At 72.4% G+C, this 20,096-nt stretch carries 12 protein-coding genes; 9 read left to right on the top strand and 3 right to left on the bottom strand.

The window, feature by feature from the left end; translation table 11 throughout:
- Nucleotides 1-18 precede the first annotated feature (18 nt).
- The 5 genes from ACFYNX_RS29275 to ACFYNX_RS29255 all read left to right on the top strand — a co-directional run bounded on the left by ACFYNX_RS29275 (nucleotide 19) and on the right by ACFYNX_RS29255 (nucleotide 9,866).
- On the top strand, nucleotides 19-441 hold the full coding sequence (locus ACFYNX_RS29275; RefSeq protein ID WP_365541735.1) for a GPW/gp25 family protein: 423 nt from the start codon (nucleotides 19-21) through the stop codon (nucleotides 439-441).
- Nucleotides 441-2,399, top strand: coding sequence for a putative baseplate assembly protein (locus ACFYNX_RS29270; protein WP_388665633.1), 1,959 nt, complete (start codon nucleotides 441-443; stop codon nucleotides 2,397-2,399). Before ACFYNX_RS29275 ends, ACFYNX_RS29270 begins: the two co-directional genes overlap by 1 nt.
- Nucleotides 2,396-2,965, top strand: a complete 570-nt coding sequence (locus ACFYNX_RS29265; protein WP_388665631.1) for a phage tail protein — start codon at nucleotides 2,396-2,398, stop codon at nucleotides 2,963-2,965. The genes ACFYNX_RS29270 and ACFYNX_RS29265 overlap by 4 nt, the downstream gene beginning before the upstream one ends.
- Before the next feature lie 285 nt (nucleotides 2,966-3,250).
- Complete coding sequence (locus tag ACFYNX_RS29260) at nucleotides 3,251-4,657, top strand: NADase-type glycan-binding domain-containing protein (RefSeq protein WP_388665629.1); 1,407 nt, start codon at nucleotides 3,251-3,253, stop codon at nucleotides 4,655-4,657.
- Between the two features lie 130 nt (nucleotides 4,658-4,787).
- The gene (locus ACFYNX_RS29255; protein WP_388665627.1) at nucleotides 4,788-9,866 is read left to right on the top strand and encodes a hypothetical protein; all 5,079 of its coding nucleotides are present in this window, start codon (nucleotides 4,788-4,790) and stop codon (nucleotides 9,864-9,866) included.
- Nucleotides 9,867-9,974: 108 nt separating this feature from the next.
- Here the strand turns inward: ACFYNX_RS29255 and ACFYNX_RS29250 are convergent, their stop codons facing one another.
- Both ACFYNX_RS29250 and ACFYNX_RS29245 read right to left on the bottom strand, forming a co-directional pair.
- Nucleotides 9,975-11,504, bottom strand: coding sequence for a UDP-N-acetylglucosamine 1-carboxyvinyltransferase (locus ACFYNX_RS29250; RefSeq protein WP_365541726.1), 1,530 nt, complete (start codon nucleotides 11,502-11,504; stop codon nucleotides 9,975-9,977).
- A gap of 51 nt (nucleotides 11,505-11,555) precedes the next feature.
- The gene (locus ACFYNX_RS29245) at nucleotides 11,556-11,912 is read right to left on the bottom strand and encodes a VOC family protein (protein WP_365541724.1); all 357 of its coding nucleotides are present in this window, start codon (nucleotides 11,910-11,912) and stop codon (nucleotides 11,556-11,558) included.
- Nucleotides 11,913-12,273: 361 nt separating this feature from the next.
- On the opposite strand from ACFYNX_RS29245, the gene ACFYNX_RS29240 reads away from it, so the two are divergent.
- Nucleotides 12,274-15,069 (top strand): aconitate hydratase, encoded by a 2,796-nt coding sequence (locus tag ACFYNX_RS29240; RefSeq protein ID WP_388665624.1) that lies wholly within the window; start codon nucleotides 12,274-12,276, stop codon nucleotides 15,067-15,069.
- A 98-nt stretch (nucleotides 15,070-15,167) separates the two neighbouring features.
- On the opposite strand, the gene ACFYNX_RS29235 is transcribed toward ACFYNX_RS29240, so the two are convergent.
- Nucleotides 15,168-16,088, bottom strand: coding sequence for an FG-GAP repeat domain-containing protein (locus ACFYNX_RS29235; RefSeq protein WP_388665622.1), 921 nt, complete (start codon nucleotides 16,086-16,088; stop codon nucleotides 15,168-15,170).
- A 525-nt stretch (nucleotides 16,089-16,613) separates the two neighbouring features.
- Here ACFYNX_RS29235 and ngcE point away from each other — a divergent pair.
- The 3 genes from ngcE to ACFYNX_RS29220 all read left to right on the top strand — a co-directional run bounded on the left by ngcE (nucleotide 16,614) and on the right by ACFYNX_RS29220 (nucleotide 20,028).
- The gene (gene ngcE / locus ACFYNX_RS29230; protein ID WP_388665620.1) at nucleotides 16,614-18,056 is read left to right on the top strand and encodes an N-acetylglucosamine/diacetylchitobiose ABC transporter substrate-binding protein; all 1,443 of its coding nucleotides are present in this window, start codon (nucleotides 16,614-16,616) and stop codon (nucleotides 18,054-18,056) included.
- 104 nt (nucleotides 18,057-18,160) lie between these two features.
- Entirely contained in the window at nucleotides 18,161-19,090 is a 930-nt protein-coding gene (locus ACFYNX_RS29225) for a sugar ABC transporter permease (RefSeq protein ID WP_365541717.1), read from the top strand.
- On the top strand, nucleotides 19,090-20,028 hold the full coding sequence (locus tag ACFYNX_RS29220) for a carbohydrate ABC transporter permease (RefSeq protein ID WP_388665618.1): 939 nt from the start codon (nucleotides 19,090-19,092) through the stop codon (nucleotides 20,026-20,028). The genes ACFYNX_RS29225 and ACFYNX_RS29220 overlap by 1 nt, the downstream gene beginning before the upstream one ends.
- Nucleotides 20,029-20,096: the final 68 nt, after the last annotated feature.

Genomic DNA, 20,096 nt, shown 5'->3' with positions numbered 1-20,096 from the left:
GCGGACGGGAGGCGGGCGATGAGCGAGCGGTTCATCGGCCGGGGCTGGGGGTTCCCCCTGCGCGTCGGACCGACCGGGGGCATCGCCCTCGTCGAACGGGAGCGGGAGATCGAGGAGGCGATCCGCCTGGTGCTCGGCACCGCGCCCGGCGAGCGCCCCATGCGCCCCGAGTTCGGCTGCGGCATCCACGACTACGTCTTCGCCCCCGGCGACGGCGCCACCGCCGGCCGCGTCGCGCAGCAGGTGCGGGAGGCGCTGGAGCGGTGGGAGCCGCGGATCACCGTGGACGACGTGGTCGTCGCCTTCGACGCGGTCGAGGACGGCACCCTCTACATCGACGTGCACTACACCCTGCGTTCCACCAACGACCGGCGCAACCTGGTCTTCCCCTTCTACACGATCCCCTCCGAGGAGGGGGCCGAGGAAACGGCTGCCGACTGATGGCCCTGCCCTCCCCGAACCTGGACGACCGCCGGTTCCAGCAGCTCGTCGACGAGGCGAAGCGGTACGTGCAGCAGCGCGCCCCGGAGTGGACCGACCACAACGTCTCCGACCCGGGCGTCACCCTGATCGAGACGTTCGCCTACCTGGTCGACCAGTTGCTGTACCGGCTCAACCGGGTCCCGGACAAGAACTACCACGCCTTCCTCGACCTCCTCGGCATCCGGCTGTTCCCGCCGACCGCGGCCGCCGCCGACGTCGACTTCTGGCTGTCCGCCCCGCAGGCCGACGCCGTCACGCTGCCGCCCGGCACCGAGGTGACCACCGCGGGCGGCGAGGCCGACGACGCCGTGGTGTTCGCCACCACCGGCGAACTGCGCGTCCTGCCGAGCGAGCTGACGCGCCTGGTGACCGCGTCCCGGACCGGCGAGCAGCACGACAGGACCGGCATGCTCGCCGAGGGACTCGACGTCCCCTGCTTCCAGGCCACGCCGGAACCCGGCGACGCGCTGCTGTTCGGGCTGCCCACGGCGGTGCCGCGCTGCATCGTCGCCGTACGCCTCGACAGCCGCGTCGAGGGCGTCGGCGTCGACCCGCGCCAGCCCCCGCTCGTGTGGGAGGCGTGGAACGGCGGCGGCTGGCAGGTCTGCGAGACCGGCGACGACACCACCGGCGGCCTCAACCGGCCCGGCGAGGTCGTCGTCCACGTGCCCGCCGGACACCTGGCGTCCGTGATCGGCGGGACCCGGGCCGGCTGGCTGCGCTGCCGGGTCACCGAGGCGGAACCGGGCCAGCCGTTCTACTCGGAGTCCCCGACGATCCGCGAGGCGGAGGTCTTCACCGTCGGCGGCACCATGGCGGCCGAGCACGCCGAGACGGTCACCGACGTGCCGCTCGGCGTCTCGGAGGGGGTCGCGGGACAGACCTTCCGGCTCGCCCGGCCGCCGGTCCTGCTCGACGCCGGGCCGCCCGTGGTGGAGGTGTCCTCCGAGGAGGGCTGGCAGCGCTGGGAGGTGGTCGAGCACTTCGGCCGCTCCCTCCCCGCCGACCGGCACGTCCGGGTGGACGCCACCACCGGCGAGTTCGCCTTCCCCCCGGCGCTGCGCGAACCGGACGGCACCCTGCGGCAGTGCGGCGCCGTACCGCCCAAGGGCGCGCGGATCCGGGTCGCCCGCTACCGCACCGGCGGCGGCCCCGCCGGCAACGTCGCCCGCGGCGCGATCTCCGTCCTGCTCAGCTCCGTCCCGTACGTCGCCCGGGTCACCAACCGGGAGGCGGCGCGCGGCGGCGTCGCGGGGGAGAGCGTGCGCGACGCCCGGCTGCGCGCGCCGGAGGCGCTGCGCATGCAGGACCGCGCGGTGACCGCCGAGGACTACGAGATCATCAGCCGCCAGGCCGCGCCCTCGGTGCGCCGGGTGCGCTGCCTGCCGGCCGCGGACGCGCCGGGCGCGGTACGGGTCCTGGTGGTGCCGGACGCCGTCGCCGACGAGGGCGACCACCGGCTCCGCTTCGAGCAGTTGATCCCCGGCGAGCAGGTGCTCTCGGCGATCACCGCGAGCCTCGACGAACGGCGCCTGATCGGCACCCGCCTCGTGGTGGAGCCGCCGGTCTACCAGGGCGTCACCGTGGTCGCTCGCCTCGCCGCCGCCCCCGGCGACGTCGACGCGGTCCGCACGGCGGCCCTGGACGCCCTGTTCCGCCACCTCAACCCGCTGACCGGCGGCCCGGACGGCACCGGGTGGCCGTTCGGACGGCCCGTCCAGTACGGCGAGGTCTTCGGCGTCCTGCAACGCGCCACGGGCGACGCGCTGGTCGAGGAGATCCGCCTGTTCCCGGCCGACCCGGTCACCGGCCGGCGCGGCGCCCCGGCGGACCGCATCGACGTCGGCCCCGGCGCCCTGGTCTTCTCCTACCAGCACCAGGTGGTCGTGTCCGCCGCCGGACCGGAGGGACGATGAGCCGCGCCGCGATACCCGGGCTGCCCAGCAGGCACCCCATCGGGGAGCAACTGCCCGCGCTCTACGCCGAGGACGGCCTCGCGCAGCGCCTCACCGCCGGTCTCGACACGGTCCTCGCCCCGGTCTTCTCCACCCTCGACAACCTGCCCGCCTACCTCGACCCCCGCCTTGCGCCGCCGGACTTCCTGGTGTGGCTGGCGTCCTGGGTGGGCGCCGCCGACGATCCGCGCCGGCCCCTGGAGCTGCGCCGGGAGACGGTCGCGCGCGCGGTGGAACTGCACCGGTGGCGCGGTACGAAACGGGGCCTCGCCGAGGCCCTGCACCTCGCCCTGGACGTGCGCGCCGAGATCGTCGGCGACGGCGGGGCGGTCTGGTCGGACACGGCGGGCTCCGACCTGCCGCCGGCGCCCGACGCCGAGCTGCTCGTCCGGGTCGTCCCCGAAGGGGCGCGGGCCGGACGGGTGGACGCGGACCGGGTCCACGAGATCGTCCGGGCCATGTGCCCGGTGCATGTCGCGTTCCGGGTGGAGGTCGTCACCGGCCCGCCCGCCGAGGAAGGGAGCTGACGCATGCGAGCGTGTCCCTCGTGCGGGGCGGCCAACGACCCCGCCGACGACTTCTGCGGCAACTGCGGCGCGTATCTGGGCTGGTCGGACGAGCCCGCGAGGCCGGGGACGGCGGGCGGTACGCCGTCGCCCGGGGGGACTCCGGAGAGCACGGGCGGGTCGGCGGGTACGGACGGGCCGGAGAGCACGTCCGCGTCCGCGTCTGCGTCTGCGGACAGTGCGGGCGGACCGGCCCGCACCCGTGGGCGCGGGAGCACGGGCCCGGACGGGGGCGGGGGACCGGCCGTGACCGCCCCCGGCGAAGCCCCGGTGCCTGCGGCCCCCTCCGGCGCGCCGGACGCCGCGCCGGACGCCGCACCGGGCGACGGAGCCCCGACCGGGACGCGCACCGGGCCGGGCGACGAGGGGGAGCGCGACGCCCCGGCCTCCGGCACCTCGGCCTCCGGCACCCCAGCACCTGGTACCCCGGCGCCCGGCGCCTCGCTGCCTGACAGCCCGGCACCTGGCGCCCCGGCACCGGATGCCCCGGCGCCCGGCGCCCCGGCACCGGACACGGCGGCACCGGACACGGCGGTGGCCCGGACCCGGGCGGCCCTCACCAGGACGGCCCGGACCCGGTTCGCCCGGACCCGGGCCGCCCGGACCTCGGACGCGCCGCCGACCGGCACCGGGGAACCCGTACGCACCGAGGACGCCGGACGCTCCGCCGAAGCCGATCCGGCGTCCGCACCCGCACCCGCCCCGGCATCCGGCGCGGGGACGGCACCCGCGCCCGCACCCGCCCCGGAAACGGCACCCGCACCCGCCCCGGGAACGGCCGCCCGGCCGCCGCGCGCCCCCGCCTCCCCCGCGGCCCCGCGCACTCCCACGGCCCCGCGCACCCCCACCGCCCCCGCGCCCCCGCCCGCCCGCGACCCGATCCTGCCCGTGCTCCCGGCGAAGGCCGTCGCGCCCCGTCCGGTCGTACGACCCGCGGCGGTGGAGGACGAGGGGAGCGGGCGGCCCTGCCCGGTGTGCGGGACGCCCAACCGGCCGGAACGGAGGTTCTGCCGGCGCTGCGCCGCGGAGCTGCGGCCGGAGCCGAAGGCCGCGCCGCTGCCGTGGTGGCGGACGGTGTGGCCGTTCCGGCGCCGGGCACGGGCGGGTTCGGGGCGGGGGGTGCGCCTCGCCGTGATCCTCGCGGTCGTGCTCGCGCTGTGCGCCGCCGGGTTCCTCCTGCTGCCCGCGGGACGCGCCCTGATCGAGGACGTCCGGGACAAGCTGGGCAAGGCCACGCCCATCACCCCCGTACGGACCGAGGCGAGCGGCGCGCTCCCCGGGCACCCCGCGACCAACACCACGGACGGCCTGAACAACAAGTACTGGGCGGCCCCCGGGCCGGGCGCCTCGGTGACGTACACCTTCCGCAAGCCGTTCCGGCTGGTCGACCTGATCATCACCAACGGCGCGTCCACGTCCCCGGAGGCGTACGCCCGCCAGGCGCGCGCGCTCCAGGTGGACCTGGAGGTGACGACGGCGGACGGCACCCGCCACGTCAAGGAACTCGCCCTCAGCGACAAGCCGGTCCCGCACACGATCCAGACCGGGATCAGCGACGCCACGACGGTCCGCCTGACGCTGCGGTCGCCGGTGAACCTGTCCGGGGGACGTCATCTGGCGCTGGCGGAGGTGGAGTTCTTCCAGAGGAGCTGAAGCGGATCCTCCGCTCCTGGATGACGTTCGGGAGTACGGGAGTTGAAGCAACCGGGGAGCGGAGAAGGCGAATCGGCCGGGAGGCGCGGGACCGGCCGTGCCCCGCCCCGCCGGTGGCTACGTTGACCCCGTGCGGACACAGCGGCAGTCAGAGGACGGCAGGACCGGCACGTCCGAGCGGGCGGACCGGGCGTCCCGCACCGCGCCTCCGGACGCCCTCGCCGCCGGGGCCGCGCACCCGCTGCTCTCCCTCCAGCGCACCGCGGGCAACGCGGTCGCCTCCCGGGCCGTGGGCAGGAACCGGAACCGGGGCGCCCGACCTGCGCTGCCGGACATCGAGGAGCGCACCGAGACCGGTTTCGTCCTGCCGCCGTACCTGCTGCGGCTCCAGGCGGGCGGTCTGTCCTCGACGTACGGGCTGACCGGCCACGAGTTCGTCCGGCACGCGGTGTCCGCGGCCGTCGGGCACGCCGACGGCACGGTCGCGGTGATCGCGGAGGAACTGGCCGGGCGCCCGGAGAGCTTCTACGGGCAGGGGCGGGCCTTCGCCGTGGAGGGCCGCACGGACGCGGAGTCGTACGACGTCACCGTACGGATCTCCCGGGCCCCCGCCGACCGGCCGCCCGTCTTCCAGCCGAAGGACCTGCTGTCCACCGCCTCCGCGGGGACCGACGGCGTGCCGCAGGCCGCCCTCGACGACCCGGTGGGCAAGGACACCAAACTCGACGTCCACCACAACTCGGCCGTCACCGTCGGCAGTTCGAGCGGCGGCTCGTCGAGCAAGGGCGCCGGCGGCCTCGCCTTCGGGCTCGCGCCCGTCGCGCCCGGACTGTGGCTCGGAGGCGCCGCCACCCTCAACGCCCAGCCCTGGCAGTCCTCCCGCGAGTCCCGGCGGCAGACGACCGTGGCCGAACCCCGCGTGCTGCGCAGCGACAAGGGCTCGGTCGAGGTGCGCCGCCAGGTCCGCTACGAGGTCCGCGTCCGGCGGCACGGCACCGACGACGCGCAGACCTTCCGGGACTCCGGCACGCTCCTCCAGCGCGTGCCGACCGAACACCTGGTCCCGGTGGGCACCGAGGACCCCGCCCCGCCCGTGCCGGTGTCCGCGGACACCGGCCGCCGCGTCTCCCTCGCCGACTCGCTGGCACCGGTCGCCGTCACCGACGACGCGGCACCCCACCGGTCGGGCCGCGGCCTGTTCGACGCCGTCGCCTCCGTGCTGCACCCCTCGCTCACCGAGCCCGGGGCGCCGGGCCGGGGCAGGCTGTACGAGGCGACCTCCACGGCGACCGTCCTGGAGGACCTGCCCCGGCTGCTGCGCGACGGCGTGACCGGCGAGGACCTGTACTCCAAGGACGGCAGGACGGCCGGCGGCTACCGGATGCGCGCCGCGATCACCGGCCTCTCCCCGGCCTGGAGCACCGGCAGGACCCAACTGCGCACCCACCAGCACGGCCAGACCGCGGTGACCGACGCCGCGGGCAAGGGCCGGTCCGTGCAGGCGGGCCTGGGACCGGCGATCGGCGTCGGCGCGGTGGCGAACGCGGCCGTCGTCCGGGCCACCGCCATGCCGGTCGCGGCGGCCCGCAAGGCACGCTTCACGGTGGCCGAGCAGAGCGTCGCGAGCCGCCAGGGCGCCGAGGTCAAGGGGGAGAAGGTGCTCTACTCCGGGACCGTGACGTTCACCGCCGAGGGCACGGGACCCCGCTCGATCCAGGCGATCCTGCGTCCCGGAACCCGGGTCGCCGTCCACACCATGGACGTGTGGATCAGCCTCCGGGCCGACGAGGCCCGCTCGTTCGGGCTGCCGCTGCCGACGGGGGTGACCGCAGGGGACTTCGTGAGCAAGCCGAGGCGCGTCGACGAGAACGGCGAGGAACAGGAGCTGGAACGCCACCTCCCGTACGACGGGAAGGGGTCGAGCGTCGCCCTGAGCCAGGTCGACACCGGGCCGATGGTGCGCGCCGTGCTGCGGATGTTCGCCACCGACCCCCGTCTCGCGGGCTACCTGCCCGCCTTCGGCACCACCGCGCCCGCCCCCGGCATCGGCGACGAGGAGGCCGAGACCCAGCGGCGCAACCACCGCGAGCTGACGGCCGCCCTCTCGGAGACCAACCTCCGGGTCAACAAGGACCAACTGCTGTCCACCGGCATCCGGGTGCGCCTGCGCCGCAAGACCACGATGCACTCCCACGACGTGCAGATCCTCGTCCGGGGCAGCCTGGGCGACACCGCCTACGAGGGCGACGTCAAGGACTGGTCGGTCCGCAGCCACGCCACCGTGGGCACCGGCACGCAGAGCGGGCGCAGCAGTTCGCGCTCGATCGGGGGCCTGGTGCTCGGGCAGGCCCGGCTGATCCCCGGCGTCCTGACCGCCGGGGCCCGCTACGAGCGGCACAGCTCCGGCTCCCACCGCGACCAGGCGGGTCCCACCGGCCGCACGGACGTCGTCGCCAACGGGTCCGACACCGCCGCCGCCTTCCGCGCCGCCCTGCACCTCGACGTGGAGGCCACCATGACCTCCCGGCCCCGCAAGCTCGCCCGCGGCCTCACGGTCGGCGCGCCGGGCCGGGACGTGCCGGAGGCCGAGACGCTGACGTACACGAACCTGGGGAGCCAGGACGTACGGCTCCTCACGCCGGCCGAGTTCACCCTGGACCGGGAGGGCAAGGACCGGGCCGACGCGGCGCTCGCGGCCGGTGCGGCGCCGGCGCCCGCCGCCGCCACCGTCGCCGCCGAGGGCATCGGCGACCTGGCCGGTCTCGCCCCGGCAGCCGGAGCGGGACCGGTCCTGCGCGACTGGCAACTGGTGGAGGCCGTCGACGCACAGCCCGTACGGGAGCTCGCCTTCGCGCTGCTGTCCCGGGCCGCCGCCCGGAACCGGGGGCTGCGCGAGGACCCGGCCCTCGCCACCGAGGGACTCGCGCCGCGCCTCGCGATCGAGGAACGGTTCGGCGAACGGGCCGTCCAGGCCGCCCTGCGGCAGGCCGCGTCCTCCGGCTGGGTCGTGAAGAACCTCCGCCACCCGCGCCGCCTGGCCGCCCTCGACGGCGCGGTCGGCACCCGCCTGGCGCTCGCCAACCCCCGGTTCGTGCACACCGCCGAGGGCCCGGGCACCGAGACCTTCGTGCTCGGCGGCCACCAGTCGGCGGGGCAGACCGGGCGGGGCACCAGCAGCACCGTGCAGGTCGGCGCGACCGGATCGGAGACCGGCACCACGTGGCGGGCCGGGCAGGGCCTGTCGACGTTCCGCACGAGGAGCGGGGGCGACACGGAGGCGCACGCCCTGTCCGGCACGGTCGAGCGCAACGCCCACACCCCGAAGAAGGGCCCGCTGCACCTGGTCCAGTGCGACCTGCTGGTCACCATGGTGGCCGAGGTCAAGGTGACCGGCGGCGGCCCCTACGTGGCCACGGGCGCCCGGACGCTCCCCGTGGCGGCCGGAGTGTGGCTGACGGAGGAGCAACTGCCCGAGGCACTGCGGCGCCGCCCGCGGCCCGGCGCACAGCCCTCCGCGGCGTCGTCCGCGCCGCGGGGGGAGAGCCCGGCGGAGAGCTCGCGAACGGCCGCCGAACGGACGACCACCGAACGGACCACCGGCCCGGAGGGCTCCTCCCCGGCCGCACCGCCCACCACCACCACCGGCCCCGCCTTCCGCCGCGAACTCCCGCTCGGCTTCGGCATGATCGAGGACCTCCCCGACTTCGTACCGCTGCTCGCGGGGCTGCGGGAACGCCTCGTCGCCACCCGGCGCCAGGACCTGGCTGACACCCTGCTGCCCCGCCGGCAGCTCGACGACCGCAACGACAACGTGCGGCGGCTGCTGCGCGTCCTGGACCGGGACGGCTCGGCGGGGCTGCTGTCCGGTGCCATGGACGGCGGGGTCACCGTCGAGCTCCTCGACGGCCGCCGCACCCCGCACTGGGCGGTGTTCAAGGTCGACCGGGTGGGCGACGGCGCGTTCCTCGGGGACGCGAAGGACCGGCGGGACATGGAGTACATCACCTCCGCCGTCGCCCAGCGGGCCACCTCCCACGACGAGGGCACGACCACCGGCGTCGAGGGCGTCCTGGCGGGCTCCGGCAAACCGGACGGCGGTACGGGGCAGGTGAAGAGCACCGGCGGAGCGGCCGGCGCCGCCCTCGCGTCCGGCGCGTCACGCCGCCGTGGCGCCGTGAGCCGGGGCCAGCTCGGCATGAAGACGGTCGCGGACGCCGGTGCGGCGGCGGTGGCGAGGATGCGGGTGCCGGTCCGGGCGAGCCTGGAGCTGTACCGGGGCGGCACCCGGGTGGCGCTCGCCCGGCTGGACGGCCTGACGCTCACCCACCGCGTCCTGCGCGCCGACCTGGAGGCGCTGTCCCGGGCCGAACTACCGGAGCGGGACGTGGCGGCGGTCGCCCGCGGCTCGCACGCCCCCGACCCGGGAGCTCCGGCCGACCCGGCCGCCTGGCGCGCGAGCGGCGCGAGCCTGCCGATGGAAGCCCAGGTCAACGGCTTCCACGGCGTCACCCAGGTGCGGCAGCTCCTGACGTCCGCGATCCGGGGGGCGGGCGGCGGGGCGCGCTTCCGCGACCGGGGTCGGGCCGCCGCGTACGCCCTGAACGAGGCGGTCTCCACGGAGTGGATGATCGCCGCCCTGCCCCTGCTCACCTCGGCGGGCGCCGACCTGCCCCCGGTGCACGCCTCCGGCGCGGAGGGCCAGGACCTGCGGGCGTCCCTGCACGCCCGGCTGCGCGACGGCCGGGTCCTCGGCGCGGGCGACAAGATGGCCTTCGAGACGATCGGCCAGAGCCACCTGGAGGGCATGCGCCCCACCCAGCGGGACGGCCAGAGCGCCGCCGACCACGGCAGGTCGGCCCGCGGCCTGGTGGGCGCCGGGCTCCTGAACGCCGACCAGTTCCGGCTCAACCAGCTCATGGCCAACGCGGGCGGCTCGGGCGGCACCACCGACGCCACGGCCAACTCCTCCGGCTCGATGCCGGTCCACAAGCCGAAGAGCCGGTCGGTCCTGGTCCAGTTCACCCTGGACGTCAGGGCGGTCGCCCGGGTCACGGGCAGGATCCGCTCCGGCACCACCGCGACGGCGACCCGCGAGACGACCCTCGCCCGCCCCCTGGTCATCCGCATGCCGGAACACGCCGTCCGCCCGATGCTCACCGCCCGACCCGCCCGACTCCACGACCCGGACGGCCACCTGGCCCCGCGCTGACGCCCACCTGGACCCGCCCTGACGACCACGCGGCCCCGGGCGACGACGCCCGGGGCCGCGTGCGGGTCCTGGCCCGGGGGAGGCGCGTGGCCCTTTCCCCGGTGGTCCTCAGATGTCCCGGAAGATCTCGATCTGCGCCCCGATCGAGTTCAGCCGCTCCGCCAGGTCCTCGTACCCCCGGTTGATGACGTACACGTTCCGGAGGACCGACGTGCCCTCGGCGGCCATCATCGCGAGGAGGACGACCACGGCGGGGCGGAGGGCGGGCGGGCACATCATCTCGGCGGCGCGCCAGCGGGTCGGGCCCTCGACGAGGACGCGGTGGGGGTCCAGGAGCTGGAGGCGGCCGCCGAGGCGGTTGAGGTCCGTGAGGTAGATGGCCCGGTTGTCGTAGACCCAGTCGTGGATCAGGGTCTTGCCCTGCGCCGTGGCCGCGATGGCCGCGAAGAAGGGGACGTTGTCGATGTTCAGGCCCGGGAACGGCATCGGGTGGATCTTGTCGATCGGCGCCTCCAGCTTGGAGGGGCGGACCGTCAGGTCGACCAGGCGGGTGCGGCCGTTGTCGGCGGTGTACTCGGGCGAGCGGTCGTGGTCGAGGCCCATCTCCTCCAGGACCGCGAGCTCGATCTCCATGAACTCGATCGGCACCCGGCGGATCGTCAGCTCCGACTCGGTGACGACGGCGGCGGCCACCAGGCTCATCGCCTCGACCGGGTCCTCGGAGGGGGAGTAGTCGACGTCCACGTCGATCTGCGGCACGCCGTGCACGGTCAGGGTGGTGGTGCCGATCCCGTCGACCCGTACGCCCAGCGCCTCCAGGAAGAAGCAGAGGTCCTGGACCATGTAGTTGGAGGAGGCGTTGCGGATGACGGTCGTGCCGTCGTGCCGGGCGGCGGCGAGCAGCGCGTTCTCGGTGACCGTGTCGCCGCGCTCGGTCAGGACGATCGGGCGGCCGGGGGAGACCGAGCGCTCGACCTGGGCGTGGTAGATGCCCTCGGTGGCCGTGACGTCGAGTCCGAAGCGGCGCAGGGCGATCATGTGGGGCTCGATCGTGCGCGTGCCGAGGTCGCAGCCGCCGGCGTACGGCAGCCGGAAGCGGTCCATGCGGTGCAGCAGCGGGCCGAGGAACATGATGATCGAACGGGTGCGGATCGCGGCCTCGGCGTCGATGGACTCCATGTCCAGCTCGGCCGGCGGGACGATCTCCAGGTCCACGCCCTCGTTGATCCAGCGGGTGCGCACGCCGATGGAGTTGAGGACCTCCAGGAGCCGGAAGACCTCCTCGATGCGGGCGACCCGGCGCAGGACCGTGCGGCCCTTGTTGAGGAGCGATCCGCAGAGCAGCGCGACACACGCGTTCTTGCTGGTCTTGACGTCGATGGCGCCGGAGAGCCGGCGCCGGCCGACGACCCGGAGGTGCATGGGGCCCGCGTACCCCAGCGACACGATCTCGCTGTCGAGGGCCTCGCCGATCCGGGCGATCATCTCAAGGCTGATGTTCTGGTTGCCGCGCTCGATCCGGTTGACGGCGCTCTGGCTCGTGGCCAGCGCTTCGGCGAGCTGCGTCTGGGTCCAGCCGCGGTGCTGCCGGGCGTCACGGATGAGCCTGCCGATGCGTACGAGGTAGTCGTCTGCCATGGCGTCACGTTATCTCAGATATGAGATGAAGATCGGATCGGGGGTGGGCCGTCAGGGTGAAAGGTCGTGCGCGGTCGGGTGACGCGGTTCGTACAGGGGGAGTTCCGTGCCGCTCGGCAGCCGGACGGCCGCGAGCAGTCCCCAGCCCCGGTCGGTGATGGCCCGCGAGATCTCCGCCCCCCGGTCCTCCAGGACCGTCAGGGTGCGGGTGAGGTCGTCGCACATGAGGTACACCTCGTGCCGCGGCCCGTCCCGCGTGGGGTGCATCGCGATCTCGGCGGGCGGCAGCTTGAAGACGAGCCAGCCGCCCCCCGCGTCCACGTGCTCGAAGCCGAAGACGTCCTGGAGGAAGGCGCGGTCGGCCTCCGCGTCCCGGCTGTAGAAGGTCACGTGCACGCCGCTGAACATGGTCCGATCCTCGGCCCCCCGCGCCGGGACGGCCACTCGTCCGCGTCCGTACGGGGCACGGCGGGGCGGGGGCGAGCGCCCTGACGTGCTCGTGTTCGCGTCCTGGCGCCGTCACGGGCGCACGGCGGCGCGACGCGGGGGCGCGCCCCGGGGTGCGACATCCCGCACTTCGCGGGCGCCCGGGCATGACCGAACGACGGGGATGCACTAGAGTTATCTCGACATCGAGATAACTGCTTACGGCGCACCGTGGCCGCCCGTCCGGTAAGGGTTACCTAACTTAGCCCTACCTTAACGGATCCGCGAGGGGTCGTGGCGGCAGCATGACGGTAGTACGCGCACATTGATGAAGGAGACTGTCGTGTCGGCGAACAGCTTCGACGCCCGCAGCACGCTGCGCGTGGGCGACGAGTCGTACGAGATCTTCAAGCTGGACAAGGTCGAGGGCTCCGCGCGCCTCCCTTACAGCCTGAAGGTCCTCCTGGAGAACCTGCTCCGCACCGAGGACGGCGCGAACATCACCGCCGACCACATCCGGGCCCTCGGCAACTGGGACTCGCAGGCCCAGCCCAGCCAGGAGATCCAGTTCACGCCGGCCCGCGTGATCATGCAGGACTTCACCGGTGTGCCCTGCGTCGTCGACCTCGCCACCATGCGCGAGGCCGTCAAGGAGCTCGGTGGCGACCCGGCGAAGGTCAACCCGCTCTCCCCGGCCGAGCTGGTCATCGACCACTCGGTCATCGCCGACAAGTTCGGCACCAAGGAGGCCTTCGGCCAGAACGTCGAGCTGGAGTACGGCCGCAACAAGGAGCGCTACCAGTTCCTGCGCTGGGGCCAGACCGCCTTCGACGACTTCAAGGTCGTCCCGCCCGGCACCGGCATCGTCCACCAGGTGAACATCGAGCACCTGGCCCGCACGGTCATGGTCCGGGGCGGCCAGGCGTACCCCGACACGCTCGTCGGCACCGACTCGCACACCACCATGGTCAACGGCCTCGGCGTGCTCGGCTGGGGCGTCGGCGGCATCGAGGCCGAGGCCGCGATGCTCGGCCAGCCGGTCTCCATGCTCATCCCGCGCGTCGTCGGCTTCAAGCTGACCGGCGAGCTGCCGGCCGGCACCACCGCCACCGACCTCGTCCTCACGATCACCGAGATGCTGCGCAAGCACGGCGTCGTCGGCAAGTTCGTCGAGTTCTACGGCGAGGGCGTCGCCGCCACCTCCCTGGCGAACCGCGCCACCATCGGCAACATGTCGCCGGAGTTCGGCTCCACCGCCGCGATCTTCCCGATCGACGGCGAGACCCTGAACTACCTCAAGCTCACCGGCCGCTCCGAGCAGCAGGTCGCGCTCGTCGAGGCGTACGCCAAGGAGCAGGGCCTCTGGCTCGACCCGGCCGCCGAGCCCGACTTCTCCGAGAAGCTGGAGCTCGACCTCTCCACGGTCGTCCCCTCCATCGCCGGCCCGAAGCGCCCGCAGGACCGCATCGTCCTCGCGAACGCCGCCGAGCAGTTCGCCAAGGACGTCCTCAACTACGTCGAGGTCCCGACCGCCGAGGCCGGCACCGCCGCCTCCCCGGTGGACGAGGCGAGCGTCGAGTCCTTCCCGGCCTCCGACGCCCCCGCCTACGGCAGCCAGGAGAACGGCGCGGGCGCCCCGCAGCACGCCGAGGGCACCGGCGGCGCGGTCCCGTCGAACCCGGTCACCGTCACCGCCCCCGACGGCTCCACCTACGAGATCGACCACGGCGCCGTCACCGTCGCCGCGATCACCTCCTGCACCAACACCTCGAACCCGTACGTCATGGTCGCCGCCGCGCTCGTCGCGAAGAAGGCCGTGGAGAAGGGCCTGACCCGCAAGCCGTGGGTCAAGACCACCCTCGCCCCGGGCTCGAAGGTCGTCACCGACTACTTCGACAAGGCGGGCCTCACCCCGTACCTCGACAAGGTCGGCTTCAACCTCGTCGGCTACGGCTGCACCACCTGCATCGGCAACTCCGGCCCGCTGCCGGAGGAGGTCTCCAAGGCCGTCAACGACCACGACCTGGCCGTGACCTCGGTCCTCTCGGGCAACCGGAACTTCGAGGGCCGCATCAACCCCGACGTCAAGATGAACTACCTGGCCTCCCCGCCGCTGGTCGTCGCGTACGCCCTCGCCGGCTCGATGAAGGTGGACATCACCAAGGACGCCCTGGGCACCGACCAGGACGGCAAGCCGGTCTACCTGACGGACATCTGGCCGACCGAGGCCGAGGTCAACGACGTCGTCGCCAACGCCATCGGCGAGGACATGTTCAACAAGTCCTACCAGGACGTCTTCGCGGGCGACGCCCAGTGGCAGGCGCTGCCGATCCCGACCGGCAACACCTTCGAGTGGGACGCCGAGTCCACCTACGTGCGCAAGCCCCCGTACTTCGAGGGCATGACGATGGAGACCACCCCGGTCTCCGACATCGCGGGCGCCCGCGTCCTGGCCAAGCTGGGCGACTCGGTCACCACCGACCACATCTCCCCGGCCGGCGCCATCAAGGCCGACACCCCGGCCGGCAAGTACCTCACCGAGCACGGTGTGGAGCGTCGTGACTTCAACTCCTACGGCTCGCGCCGGGGCAACCACGAGGTCATGATCCGCGGCACCTTCGCCAACATCCGCCTGCGCAACCAGCTCGCGCCGGGCACCGAGGGCGGCTACACCCGCGACTTCACCCAGGCGGACGGCCCGGTCAGCTTCATCTACGACGCCTCCCGCAACTACATCGAGCAGGGCACCCCGCTCGTCATCCTGGGCGGCAAGGAGTACGGCTCCGGCTCGTCCCGCGACTGGGCCGCCAAGGGCACCGCGCTCCTCGGCGTCAAGGCCGTCATCACCGAGTCGTACGAGCGCATCCACCGCTCGAACCTCATCGGCATGGGCGTCCTGCCGCTCCAGTTCCCGGAGGGCCAGTCCGCCGACTCCCTCGGCCTGACCGGCGAGGAGACCTTCTCCTTCACCGGCATCGAGGAGCTCAACGAGGGCACCACGCCGCGCACGGTGAAGGTCACCACCGACACCGGCGTCGAGTTCGACGCGGTCGTCCGCATCGACACCCCCGGCGAGGCGGACTACTACCGCAACGGCGGCATCATGCAGTACGTGCTCCGCAACCTGATCCGTGGCTGACACGATCTGACCGGACACCGGTGGCACGCAAAGGGCCCCGCCCCTCGGAAGAGGAGCGGGGCCCTTTCGCGCGTTCGGCGTGCGCGGGATCCGGAGGATCAGAACATGATCTTGAAGCCGTTCCAGCCGGAGGTGCCGATCTTCACGCGGCCGTAGAACGGCTTGCTCGCGTTGCCGGTGCCCTTGAACAGCCACAGCAGGCCGCTGCCGTCACGGGCCAGCAGGTCCGCGTTGCCGTCGAAGTTCAGGTCGCCCACGGAGAGCAGGTTGTTGTAGATCTGGAAGCCGGAGCCGATCTGCGTGCGGCCCGCGAACGGCTTCTTGTAGTCGTTGGTGCCCTTGAACAGGAACAGGCGGCCCGCGGTGTCCCGGGTGATGAGGTCGGCCCTGCCGTCCCCGGTCATGTCGCCCTTGCCGGTGATCTGGTCGTAGATCTGCCAGCCGCCCCCGACGAGGGTGCGGCCGGCGAGCTTGCCGTTGCCGTAGCCCAGGTACAGGTACAGCCTGCCGGAGCTGTCGCGGGCGATCAGGTCGTCCGCGGCCGCGCCGCCGTTGTTGCCGGCCGAGAGGACCCGGTTGTAGATGCCCCAGCCGCCGCCGATGTCCTGCGGGTCGGCGCCGTACTTCATGTAGCCCAGACGGTTGTTCTCGACGAACCAGAGGCCGTCGGAGGCGCCGTCGGAGTTGTGGTCCACCTGGGTGATGAACTTGCTGTACTGCCAGCCGGACCCGCTCGACACGGCCGCCTTCAGGCCGCCCCTGCCGTCCAGGTCGTAGCGGTACAGGTTGCCGTAGTTGGTCGCGCCGTACAGCGAGTTGTTCGGCGTCGCGACCGCGGCGCCCGCCGCGGTGAAGGTGCTGAAGCGCGGGGCCGCCTCGCCGGCGGCGGACTGCGCGGACCGCTGCGGGGCGTCGGCCGCGACCGCGGCGGTGGTGGTGCCGACGAGGGCCGCGGTGATCGCCGCGACGGTGACGCGGGACAGGACGCCCTTGCGGTTCAGGCCAGAAGAGTCGGCCACGTAGTACTCCAGATCGAGTGGGACGAGTCGGTTTCCGCCGCCTTCCCCCCGGGGGGCGGTGAACGGCAGGCCCCCATGATCCCGGATCGCCCGCACAGGACCTTCACCGGTCCGCGTGTTTGTGACACACCTGTTTCGAACCCGCTCGTACGCCCTTCGTGCCCCGCCGGTCGGTTCCGACCGGCCGACCGGCCGCCGTTTCGCACTCCCGTACGGGTAGTTCAGGGTCCGTGTCAAGGGTGTCACCGGACGGATGGTTGGACGAAACGCCGCAGATCCAGCGTACTTATCCCGCAGGTCTCAACTCGGGAAAGATGGCCGTCGAAACCTGCTTTCGATCTTGCTCAGGCGAAGGGAAGTGGACTATACCTGTCGCGTCCAGCCCGTCGTGTTCATCGACGACGGCCCGACGCGTGCACGACCCGGCTGCAAATGACCGCGGTGGCGGGGCCCTTCGCCTGTGGCGAGTTGAGAACGGGCGACCGGTACACCGCCTGAGTCCTGAATGAAGGCGAGGACTTGAGCATGGGATCCACCTCCGCACAGACCAATGAGGGCCTCGGCCGTCGCGATCTGATCAAGCGTTCCGCCGCTATCGGTCTGATCTCCGTACCGACCATGGGGTTCCTGTCCGCCTGTGCGAGCAGTGACAGCGGTGGCAACGGAAAGGTCGAGAAGGGTACGAAGTCCGACAAGAACCCGCTCGGCGTGAACGAGTCGGCGCCGCTCGACTTCGTCCTCTTCGACGGCGGATTCGGACAGCAGTACGCCAAGGACGCGATCAAGGTCTACGAGACGAATTACCCCAAGGCCGGCGTCAAGTTCACCCCGACCCAGAAGATCACCACCACCCTGCAGCCGCGCTTCAACGGCGGCACCCCGCCGGACCTCATCGACAACTCCGGCGCCGAGCAGATGGACATGGGCGTCCTGGTCGGCCAGAAGCAGCTCGCGGACCTCACCCCGCTGCTCGACGCGCCCTCCGTCGACGACCCGAGCAAGAAGGTCCGCGACACCCTGCGGCCCGGCATCGTCGAGATGGGCCAGTTCGACGGCGAGCAGTGCTGGATCCTCAACTACGCCTACACCGTCTACGGCGTCTGGTACTCGCAGAAGCTCCTCGACTCGCTCGACGCGAAGTACCCGGAGACCTGGGACGAGATGCTGGCCGTCTGCGAGAAGGCCAAGAAGAAGAACATCGCCGCCTGGACATACGCGGGCAAGCACCCGTACTACGTCCCCTTCTCGCTCTACCCGATGATCGGCAAGGTCGGCGGCCGCGAGGTCCTGGACGCCATCGACAACCTGGAGCCCAAGGCCTGGGAGCACCCGGCCGTCAAGGCGTGCTTCGAGGCGTACTACGAGCTCGTCCGGAAGGGCTACGTCCTCAAGGGCACCCCCGGCCTCGACCACATCCAGTCGCAGACCGCCTGGACCGAGGGCAAGGCGCTGTTCATCCCGAACGGCTCCTGGGTCGAGAACGAGGCCGCGAAGACCATGCCGGCCGACTTCGGCCTGGCCGTCTCCGGCCCGACCGGCCTCGACGCCTCCGACAAGATGCCGTTCGGCACCATCTGGGCCGCCGGCGGCGAGCCCTTCATCGTCCCGGCCAAGGCGAAGAACGCCGAGGGCGGCATGGAGCAGCTCCGCATCATGCTCAGCGAGGCCTCCTCCAAGAACTTCACGCAGTCCGTGAAGTCCCTGACCGCCCTCAACGGCGGCACCGACGGCATCGAGCTCTCCCCGGGCCTGAAGTCCGGCGTCGCGGCCCTGGAGAAGGCCGGCCAGAACGTCGTCAACCCGCGCCTCCAGGACTGGTACGTCGCCCTCCAGAAGGAGAAGATCGGCGTCGCCGGCATCGGCGAGATGATGGCCGGCCGCGCCACCCCCGCCGAGACGATCAAGAAGATCCAGAAGTTCGCCGACGAGGCGGCCAAGGACTCCTCGATCAAGCACTACAAGCACTGATGAGCAGTGCCGGGGCCCCTTCCCGCCGACCGGGAGCGGGCCCCGGCCCCCTAGCGCGCGGCACGAGCGGCGCGCCCTCGCGGGAAGATCGGGGTCGGTAGGAAATGCAACACGGCAAGTACCGTTTCATCGTGGGGTTCCTGGCGGCCCCCCTCGCGCTCTACGCGCTGTTCGTCATCTGGCCGTTCATCCAGTCCATCTATTACTCCTTCACGGACTGGACCGGGCTGAGCCCCGAATTCGGAATGATCGGATTCGGCAACTACAGCAGGATGCTGGACGACGAGATCTTCTGGAAATCGCTCCAGCACAGCCTGACCTTCGCGGTGGTGCTGCCACTGGTGACCGTCGGCCTCGCGCTGTTCTTCGCCTTCATGCTCAATGTCGGCGGTCGGCGCCGAAAGGGCGCGGCCATCGCCGGCGTGCGCGGTTCGTCCTTCTACAAGATCGTCTATTTCTTCCCGCAGGTGCTGTCGATCGCGATCGTCGCGCTGCTCTTCCAGTTCGCGTACAACCCGAACAGCGGAGCCATCAATTCCGTGCTGAAGGCCGTCGGTCTCGACAGCGTCCAGCCGGACTGGCTCGGAGACCCGGACCTCGCCCTCATCTGCGTGATGGTCGTCCTCGTCTGGTCCACCGTCGGATTCTTCGTCGTCCTCTTCTCGGCCGGCATGGCGTCCATTCCGAGGGACTTCTACGAGGCGGCCCTGCTCGACGGCGCGAACCGCTTCACCACCTTCTTCCGGATCACCCTGCCGCTGCTCTGGGACACCGTGCAGTCCGGGTGGATCTACATGGGCATCCTCGCCCTCGGGGCGGAGTCCTTCGCCGTCGTCCAGATCATGACCGTCGGTCCCAGCGGCGGCGGGCCCGACTACTCCACCATCGTCCTGCCGCTGTACGTGTACCAGAAGGCGTTCCGGGACGGTCAGGCCGCCTACGCCACGACCATCGGCGTCGCCCTGCTCGTCGTGACGCTGGCCTTCGCGGCCGTCGTGATGAAGCTGGGCCGGCGCGAGCGGCTGGAGTTCTGATGAAGATCACCGACACGACCCCCGCCGGAGTGGACAGCTCCGGCTCCCCGGCCGGACCGGACCCCGTGGTCACCAAGACGGCCGCCCCCGCGCCCCGCAAGGAGCCGAAGGGCGAGGGCGCCGCCCTCAACGTCTTCTCCCACGGCATCCTGATCCTCTGGGCGATCATGGTGATCATGCCGCTGCTCTGGGCGGTCATGACCTCCTTCAAGACCGACCGGGCGATCTTCACCTCCCCGTGGGCGCTGCCCGACAAGCTGCACTTCGAGAACTGGTCGCGCGCCTGGACCGAGGCGCACATGAGCGACTACTTCCTGAACACGCTCCTGGTGGTCGGCGGCTCGCTGCTCGGCACGCTCCTCTTCGGCTCGATGGCGGCCTACGTCCTGGCCCGCTTCGACTTCCCGGGCAACCGCTTCATCTACTTCCTCTTCATCGGGGGGATGAGCTTCCCGATCATCCTGGCGCTCGTGCCGCTGTTCTACGTGATGCAGAACATGGCCCTGCTCAACACGCTGCACGGCCTGATCCTCGTCTACATCGCGTACTCGCTGCCCTTCACCGTCTTCTTCCTCACGGCCTTCTTCCGCACCCTGCCGACCTCGGTGGCGGAGGCGGCCTTCGTGGACGGCGCCTCGCACACCCGGACCTTCTTCCAGGTGATGCTGCCGATGGCCAAGCCCGGCCTCATCAGCGTCGGCATCTTCAACTTCCTCGGGCAGTGGAACCAGTACCTGCTGCCGACCGTGCTCAACACCGAGCCGGAGCGGAAGGTGCTCTCGCAGGGCCTCGTCCAGCTCGCGGTGAGCCAGGGCTACAAGGGCGACTGGTCGGGCCTCTTCGCCGGCCTGGTGATGGCCATGCTCCCGGTCCTCGCCGCGTACATCATCTTCCAGCGGCAGGTGGTGGCCGGTCTGACCGCCGGCGCCGTGAAGTGACCCCCGGGGCCGCACCGGCCCCGCCACCGCTCCCGAAGGGCCCCCGGCGCACCGCGCGCCGGGGGCCC

This window comes from Streptomyces sp. NPDC007872 (genome assembly GCF_042868165.1).
Lineage (GTDB): Bacteria > Actinomycetota > Actinomycetes > Streptomycetales > Streptomycetaceae > Streptomyces.
The sequence above is the reverse complement of the archived record's forward strand: the minus strand, read 5'-3'. Positions and strand labels throughout refer to the sequence as shown.

Bases quoted from the DNA above. Each gene is read 5' to 3' on its own strand.
- ACFYNX_RS29225 (WP_365541717.1), top strand. From the start codon at position 18,161: ATGCAACACGGCAAGTACCGTTTCATCGTGGGGTTCCTGGCGGCCCCC.
- ACFYNX_RS29270 (WP_388665633.1), top strand. From the start codon at position 441: ATGGCCCTGCCCTCCCCGAACCTGGACGACCGCCGGTTCCAGCAGCTC.
- ACFYNX_RS29250 (WP_365541726.1), bottom strand. From the start codon at position 11,504: ATGGCAGACGACTACCTCGTACGCATCGGCAGGCTCATCCGTGACGCC.
- ACFYNX_RS29275 (WP_365541735.1), top strand. From the start codon at position 19: ATGAGCGAGCGGTTCATCGGCCGGGGCTGGGGGTTCCCCCTGCGCGTC.
- ACFYNX_RS29220 (WP_388665618.1), top strand. From the start codon at position 19,090: ATGAAGATCACCGACACGACCCCCGCCGGAGTGGACAGCTCCGGCTCC.
- ACFYNX_RS29265 (WP_388665631.1), top strand. From the start codon at position 2,396: ATGAGCCGCGCCGCGATACCCGGGCTGCCCAGCAGGCACCCCATCGGG.
- ngcE (WP_388665620.1), top strand. From the start codon at position 16,614: ATGGGATCCACCTCCGCACAGACCAATGAGGGCCTCGGCCGTCGCGAT.
- ACFYNX_RS29245 (WP_365541724.1), bottom strand. From the start codon at position 11,912: ATGTTCAGCGGCGTGCACGTGACCTTCTACAGCCGGGACGCGGAGGCC.